This is a genomic window from Bacteroidota bacterium, from assembly GCA_018831055.1.
Lineage (GTDB): Bacteria > Bacteroidota > Bacteroidia > Bacteroidales > B18-G4 > M55B132.
Window position 1 is genome coordinate 1 of record JAHJRE010000290.1, and the last position, 7,817, is coordinate 7,817.

A 7,817-nucleotide genomic window follows, 5' to 3' on the forward strand; every position below is an offset into this window, starting at 1 on the left:
CCAGCGGAGGAGTGATCAGGTAGTCCATGCTACCATCGGCATCACTACCGGCTGCATCGTCGTTGGAGCAGGCGTAGTAGCTATCCCAGGTAGGAATGGGCCAGCTCGAAGAGCTGCCATCATCGGTACGGAACCAACCCACGGAGTTGGTAAACGACTGCCAGCCAAGCGGCGGGAAAGTAGCATCTTCAAACTCTTCCCATAAAGCTTCGACGATTGGCATATCCCAGTAAGCCCAGCTTGTCAGAGGATCAACCCAGAGGTTTCTCGGGGGGTATCTCTTTTCGCAAAGCTGAATTACATAGTATTTATCTTCCTGGATATTATCAAGGAATGCATAGGTTTCAAAAGCAATTTTGTAAACGCTGATAGCGTAATTGCCCATCATCACGGAATCAAAGGTAAAGATACCTGTTGCATCGGTTACACCGAAATACGTGTTATACGGGTAATCTTCGCCTGCAAGTGTAAGTTCTACATCTTCAGGAACATCACCGGTAGAAAGGGTAATCTCGAAGGTAACTTCAAAATCCATCAGGTGGCCAACGATGTTGGAATACACCCAGTCAGACACGTCGCCATTAGTATAGTTAGCTCTGACAGCATAAGCATACCAACCCTGGGCAAGGCCGCCGTAGGCAACGTCGTTATAGGAGAGGTTACCTGTGCTGGTCAGGATGGTTAGGGTTCCGGTTTGCGGACCTGCATTCGGATCGAAGTCGGAAACGCGGGCAACGTCATAGTCAACTACATCGCGGTTGGCAGCCACTCCTGTAGTAACCGGACGGATATCGCCACCAAGTTCAACACCGGGAATTCCCAGTGGGGTGGTTCCGTTCATAGCAAAGAAATGCTTACCCATAATGCCTTGTGGCAGTTTGGGAGGCCGCATCATTTCCGCACCGTCAGCAATAAATCCATCGGTAGCAGGACCTTCAACATAGGCACGGATCATGAAATCCTGATATACCGAAAGTCCCCAATCCCCAGATCCATGGCGGGAGTAGCTCCTGTTAACTGTTGGTGTGGTGTAGTCAACACCCAGCGGTGCTGCATCGGGAGCATAGGTAAGCTGCTCCATTGAAATATAGAAATTGCCGTTTTCAATGGTCGAATTGAGTCCCCAGAATTCTATCCAGCCAAAGTTATCCACTATGACACCAATTGAATCGAGCAATGTACCGGGAAGGCCGTTCTGGCCGTCATCGTCATACACTTTGATAGCGAATTCGGTACCGAACCAGTTGCCATCCGGGAAAGTGCCATCGCCAACATAGAGACGGCCGCCCACTGCAGTAGCCGGGTACCCCAACGGGGTGAATTTCACAGCGTTTTCGTTTCCTGAAGTGGCCCAAACTACAAGTTCGTCTGCCGAACCATCGTCATAAAGGATCTCATAGGGTCCGACCGGCAGTGACCATTCAACAAGGCATTCGGTATCGGGATCGTTCACAGTAGCCAATACCCATGCCGGCGGATAAGGTTCTTCATACATCTCAACATCGATAGGGGTAACTATGCCCGCCAATGCAAATGTATCTTCAACAATCACAGTCTGGTATCCCAGTTTGGAGAAAGTCACATCGTAAACAGCCTCATCAAGATACATGGAATACTCACCGTCCGGGTCTGTAATAGTCTGATAGCTATTGGTCATACTCATAGCCGTCACAGTTGCACCGGAGATACCCAAACCGGTAACGCCATCGGTAACGGTTCCGGCAATCTGTCCTGGCATATAAACATGCATAATATTGTGTACCCATACTTCAGGAATATCCGGATCATTGGATTCACAAAGAATATCCTGAGTGTACGTACCCGGAGCATAATCCTGGGCATCATAAGTAAGTGTGAGTTCCTGGGCTCCTCCTTCAGGAACAAATCCGGTTGGAGGTTGAACATCAACAACAAAATCGGAGGGTAAGCTGAACATCAGTGCGAGATCGTTGTGGATATAAGCTGTATTATAGGCCACCTGTAATCCCAGGCTGTTATCGGCCGATTGAATACCAACTGTTCCTCCAGCTACATCAAATCCCGGATCAATATAATCGTATAAAATCAGGATCTTTCCGCTTGGGAAAAGTTGCATCTGAGCATCAACATACCTATTGCCATCGGGATATTCATAATAGGTATCAAACTGGATAACAAGACGACCGTTGATATTTTGATAATACACATGGGTATTTGGATTTCCCGGATCAAGGTCATCCCAGTACCATGCAATAAAATCAACATAGGAATTTCCTGTTGGGATTGAGTAATTTGTCAATGTAATGTAAGTGTTGGTAAATCCTATTGTACCATTGGAATTGATCCAGAACTGAGTTTTATCGACATCATAAAATGGGAAATCAAAACCGATATTATAAGGTCCTACAACATTATCATCCGACAAACCAGTAACCAAAGTACCGGTTCCTGAAATCTCAATCCAGTCGAATGCAGGCCCCCCGGTTTCATCGCTGTCGATCCAGACATAGCCAAACGGATCCGGACCACCTGCACCCAGGACTACCGGGTAGCCACTTCCTGAATACGGATCGATGGTGGTTTTCTCATCAATGATGGTAGAATTATCCATGGGGGATCCCGGTTGATTCTTTTCAATCTTAGGATCATTCAGGAGGGCGAGAGTTACGTACTCCGGGAAAGTATACTGGAGAGTACCGAGGCCATTATTATAAACCCAGGTATTTACATCCACTGTTTGACCGACCCAAACATATCCTTCCAGGGTATCCGGATCGATCAAGATATCGGGATCGGGCCATAAAACACATTCCGGACCTGCGGGAGCTGTCTGACCTTCGTCATATACTGCCTGGACTGTGTAGCAATATTCAGCATAATCAGGCAGAAAATCAGTGAAATACTGATTGGTTGTAGAGCCCACGACGGTACCATCTCTGCGGACAATAAAGAACTGGAAAGCATCACCTGCCCATGTCCAGGTCAGGTTTACCTGTCCTGTAATATCATTGACCAGGGTAACTTCGAGGTCTTCAGGGGGTGTCAATGGAGGTCCCAGGATGGTCATGGTACAAGGAATAGTGATAGTAGCAACATCCGGGTTACTTGTAAACACTATATCTGCATGATAAACTTCCCCTGCCGATGCACCTGTGGCATCAAAATGAGTAGGAACATTAACCAACCCGCCATTCGGAGGAACGGTACCTGTATAATAGTCAAGAGTAAGCCATCCATAAGCTCCGCCCATTACTTCCAGGGAATAGTCTTCCACTTCACCAAAAGAGGTTGATCCGCAAGGTTGTGGAGTATTGGCATAATCGATGCGTATTCTCATCCTGGTTAAACCGGGAATAGCATCATCGGGCACTGTGATGGTCGCGGTATAAGGACCGACGCCAGGGCTTCCGCTAACAGTAATGCTACCATCATCTGTAAAGTCCTCGTTTTGGTTCCAGTCAACCCAGATGCCACACTCATCCGCCGTCCATATCGGATTGCCGTTGGTTACGGTAATTGCATAACTTTCACCGGGAGCAACTTCTGTAGATAAATAAGTATAGTCCCCATATTGGGTACATGTGCTGGAATTATCAATTGTACCAATCTGAACGCGGGCAATGTATTCATCACATCCACCACTACCGGCACAATAGTCATCCGTATTGTCGGGTCCATCGGTTGTAGGATAGACCACTTCTGCAAACCATTCCAGTAGTCCGTCACCTGTATTAAGAATACCTGTATTCGTTGTATAGTATTCATTCGGGTTCAGTGTAACATCATGGTAGGTTGGAGAAATAAACATTGTAGGCTGGGTCAGGATCATATCCTGATAGGCAATTCCCAGCGGAGGAACATTAACGGTTTCAAAAACCTGGTTATAACCCTGTTTCCATGCAAAAACCGTCTGATCCCCTCCAGGAACTGTAGCCAGAAAATAATATCCGCTTGGACCGGAGGTTGTAATTCCAAAACCTTCAATTCCTACAGTAGCGCCTGCAATGGTAAGACCATCGCCATTAAGGACATAGCCTTCAATATCACCGGGATCAGCCGAATACCAAATCTGGAAATCATCGATATGAACGATGTCTCCTTGCTGATAATACAATTCGTAGTATTTGCAAGAAGATTGCAACGTTACTTCAAACTGTCCACCGCCCTGGTAAGCACTGAGATCATAGGTTCTTTCAACCCATTCTCCCAAATAGTTTACAGGGTTTACTGCCTGGTAATATCCCGGGCCACCACCTTCATCAGGAGTAAGATTACCGTTAACAAGCACCCTGAACCAGCAATAATCCGTGCTAAACGAATAGCCCTGCCGGAGCATGAATTGCATTTTAAGAACTCCGCCGGCACCACTGGGAATAACATCAATATAAACCGTTCCGAAATGAGTAGCCTTTGAAGGGTCAAAAGCCATAGCATATGTTGTTGGCGTTGAGCCGTAATTGGTGGATGTATTTCCATCAAAAAGCAAACCCCAACTTGAAGAATAGGCTGCATCGGCATCAATTCTGACATGTGCATCAATGCCTGCAACTGCATCGAATTCAGCGGGCATAGACCCCGATTCGAAATTTGCAAAGTAAGGGAAACTGGTAACCGGCACGGCCAATAGATTATCAGGTGCCTGATAATTTGGATCTACCGATACCTGTGGTATTTTTTGCATCATTTCCAGCTCGGCCTTGGATAAGGGTTTTACCCTGGCCTGCTGGTTCTGTGCAAATACCATTGTTGAAGTATATACTATCAACAACAATAGCAGCATTAATTGTTTAAGGTTTTTCATAGTTTAAATATTTAATGAGCATAAAAAAAATAGTGTTCGTAACTTGATTTTTCATTTAACAAAAATACTTCCGGGATGATTTCGTCTGAACCAAACCAAAATAACCAAATAATAATAAAAAAATAATTCAGCAGGCACCCTGGCAACAGCAGAAATTACAACCAAAAATGGGTGCATAGTAGAGCAGAAACACGCATCATAATTAATTAACTATAAAGAACAATCTGCATCGATAGTAAAATGAGGTCTGAAAAATATAAAAAAATGCTGCAAAATGCAATAAATAATAAAAAAAAGGCGGGAAAATCCCGCCTTTTTATATTGATTCCATTCGACCTGTTAAGGTCAATGAGGATTATTGAGCAATAACAACCTTTTTAATGATGACATTATTTTCGGTTTCGACCTTGATCATGTATACTCCGGCTTCATATCCGGTAGTGGTTACCTGCAGCATGTTGTCGTTAACAACCTTGTTGTTGTAAACAACCTGTCCTACATTGTTCATGATCGTTACGAAAGTGATGTCTTCAGTAGCTGTGATGTTAACAACATCGGTAGCCGGGTTCGGGTAGATGGCGATGCCTTCGCTTGTCAGTTCACTGATGCTGACCGTGGTGGAGACAACTCCCTCAATTGCAGCAGATACGCAGTCTTCGTAAACAGCCTCAACATTGTAGGTCCATTCTACAAGGCCAAGTTCTGTTACTACGTCTGTATAGGTTGTATCCGTTGTAAAGGCGAGGAATTCACCATCGCGGTATACATTGTAACCCTGGAGGAAGCGGCTGCTGTTGGCCGGAGCGGCAACAATACCTTCGCCCTTTTCCATGCTCAGAGAAGCATTCGGGGTCGGGTAAACTGTGTTGTCAGCTTTCGGGGTCAGAGCAACTGCGTCGCCATCGGTTCCAGCTACATAAGCCCTAAGGTTCCAGTTCCTGTCGAACTGAGCGCCGAAGCTTGACAGCGGATCCCACTGAACACCGTCCAGTGTAATCATATCGCCATAACCTGCTACGGCCGGGCCAATGTCATAACCTGCAGGATTTTCTCCATCAGGTGAATCTACCGTGTAACCGAACCACAGTTCCTTGGTAACATCGATCGGAACGGGGGTTGTAAGAGTGATCTCATTCCATTCGCCGAGCAACAGTCCGCTAACTGCCTGTGAGTGCAGCAGGGTTCCAGCGTTCGGGCCTTCCCATACCTTCAGTTCGAAAGTGGTGGTCAGTGCATTTACGTAAGGAATGAAAGTGATCTTAGTGATCGACATACCGTCGTACTGGGTCAGCATATCGGCATCCCAATGAGAGGCCACGCTGAATACGCCACCGCCGGTGAGGCCGATACCGCCTTCATGTTCTCCATTGTCCCAGAAGATCCATTCACCACCCGGGCCGGGGCCGCCGCCAGCACAAGGTGCCGGTGAATGCCAGGTCAAGGTTACTTCACCTTCGGTGAGCGAAGGATAATCAACTGCGAAATCAAGGTCATAAGGCTCGTTACATAAGCGGTATACGTTGATATTGTCAACAAACCAGCTCTGGAGGTCATTGGAGTTCATACCTTCTGCAATGAATCTCACGCGGAAGATCTGTCCAAAGGCCCATGAGGTGATATCAAAGTGCTCGCCTGTCCAGTCGAAGCTGCCGTTTGCATTGCTGTATTCGGCAACTTTGTGCCAGCCGTTTTCATTTCCGACTTCAACCACGAGGGTTTCATCACCGGTCATGTTACGGTCGTCAAGACGTACGTCATAGTCAAACCAGATACATCCATCGATGTAAGGATTGTCAATGCCGTATCCGTCGATCGGGTAGCTGGTAAGAGCTGAACGATAGTCAGTAAGGATAGGATCCCAGGTAAACTCTGCTGAAGGTTCGGGGGCACCGACCTGGCCGTTTACTCTCCAGTTGCCTTCGTGTGACCACTGGTTCAGATCAAAAGTACCACTGATCCAGGGTTCGTTGAACGGCAAGGGGTGTCCGTAACGGATGGTTACGAAGGCTGATCCTTCCAGTGCGGATTCACCTGTGTCGCCCGGGAAGCCATAAGGCTCAAGGTCGTACAGTGCGCTCACATCATACTGATAGGTCAATGGCTCAAGACCAAGGTCATAGTAGTGAGTTGTTGAATCACCATCAATATAAGGTACATAAGCAACAACTTCCATATCACGATACAGGTTGTATCCGATCAGGTTCTCAGGAATTTCTCCGCCCGGAGTAGGTCCGGGAGTACTGGAACACTGTACCCACTCAAATCCGAAGATCAGCTCATTCTGCAGGATACCACCAATGGTGACGGTATTGTTGCCGAAGAGGTTGCAATGGGTGTACAGACCGCCGGCGATCTGGGTTCCACCCAGCAGTGGCAGTGTGTTCATATTGAAGATCTCGGTTCCGGTAGCAAGGTCATACTGAACAAGTTCAGCACCCGATCCTGCCTGGCTGAATGCCCACAGGTACGGTCCACCGTCTGCCCAGTTATCGTAAGCCAAACCGTACAAGCTTCCGAAGGCACCTACGTTGATCGAGGTGATCGTGGCTCCGGTCTTGTCAAACAAGGTGATCGGGGTATCCCAGTTGTTGGCCCAGAAGCCGTCGTTGTCATTGTCATAGGCAATGGCACGGGCAGCTGTCGGGGCGCTGATGGTCATATCAACCGCACCGGTAACAAAGTTCATACCCCATACGGTATTGGTTGCATTACTACCGAACATAAGTCCTGTTGTCGGGTCGTAGGCAAGGTCACGGATATCCTGGCAACCGGATACTGTGAAAGGTCCGAGGAAAGTACCGCCAAGATCATATTTGTAGAAGGTACCGTTACCGGCATTCCACTGTGTAGTATAGATAAACTGTCCGTCACTCTCGGTTCCGGCTTCACCACTTGCGAATCCGCAAGGATAGTTATAGTGTACATCCCACAGGTCGCGGTTGGTGCTGCCATTGCTGACAACCTTAACTTCCTGTACCATTGGGCTATACTCTGAGTACGGGTTCGGGAACTCTGTCCTGGGCTCTTCGTTCATCAG

Annotated in this window: 2 protein-coding genes; both read right to left on the minus strand. The window is 47.3% G+C overall.

Going from position 1 to position 7,817, the window contains the following annotated elements:
* A partial coding sequence (locus KKA81_16725; GenBank protein ID MBU2652571.1) for a carboxypeptidase-like regulatory domain-containing protein occupies positions 1-4,780 on the minus strand: 4,780 nt, incomplete at its 3' end.
* 355 nt (positions 4,781-5,135) lie between these two features.
* Positions 5,136-7,817, minus strand: a 2,682-nt coding sequence (locus KKA81_16730; GenBank protein ID MBU2652572.1) for a T9SS type A sorting domain-containing protein, incomplete at its 5' end; no start/stop codon positions are given.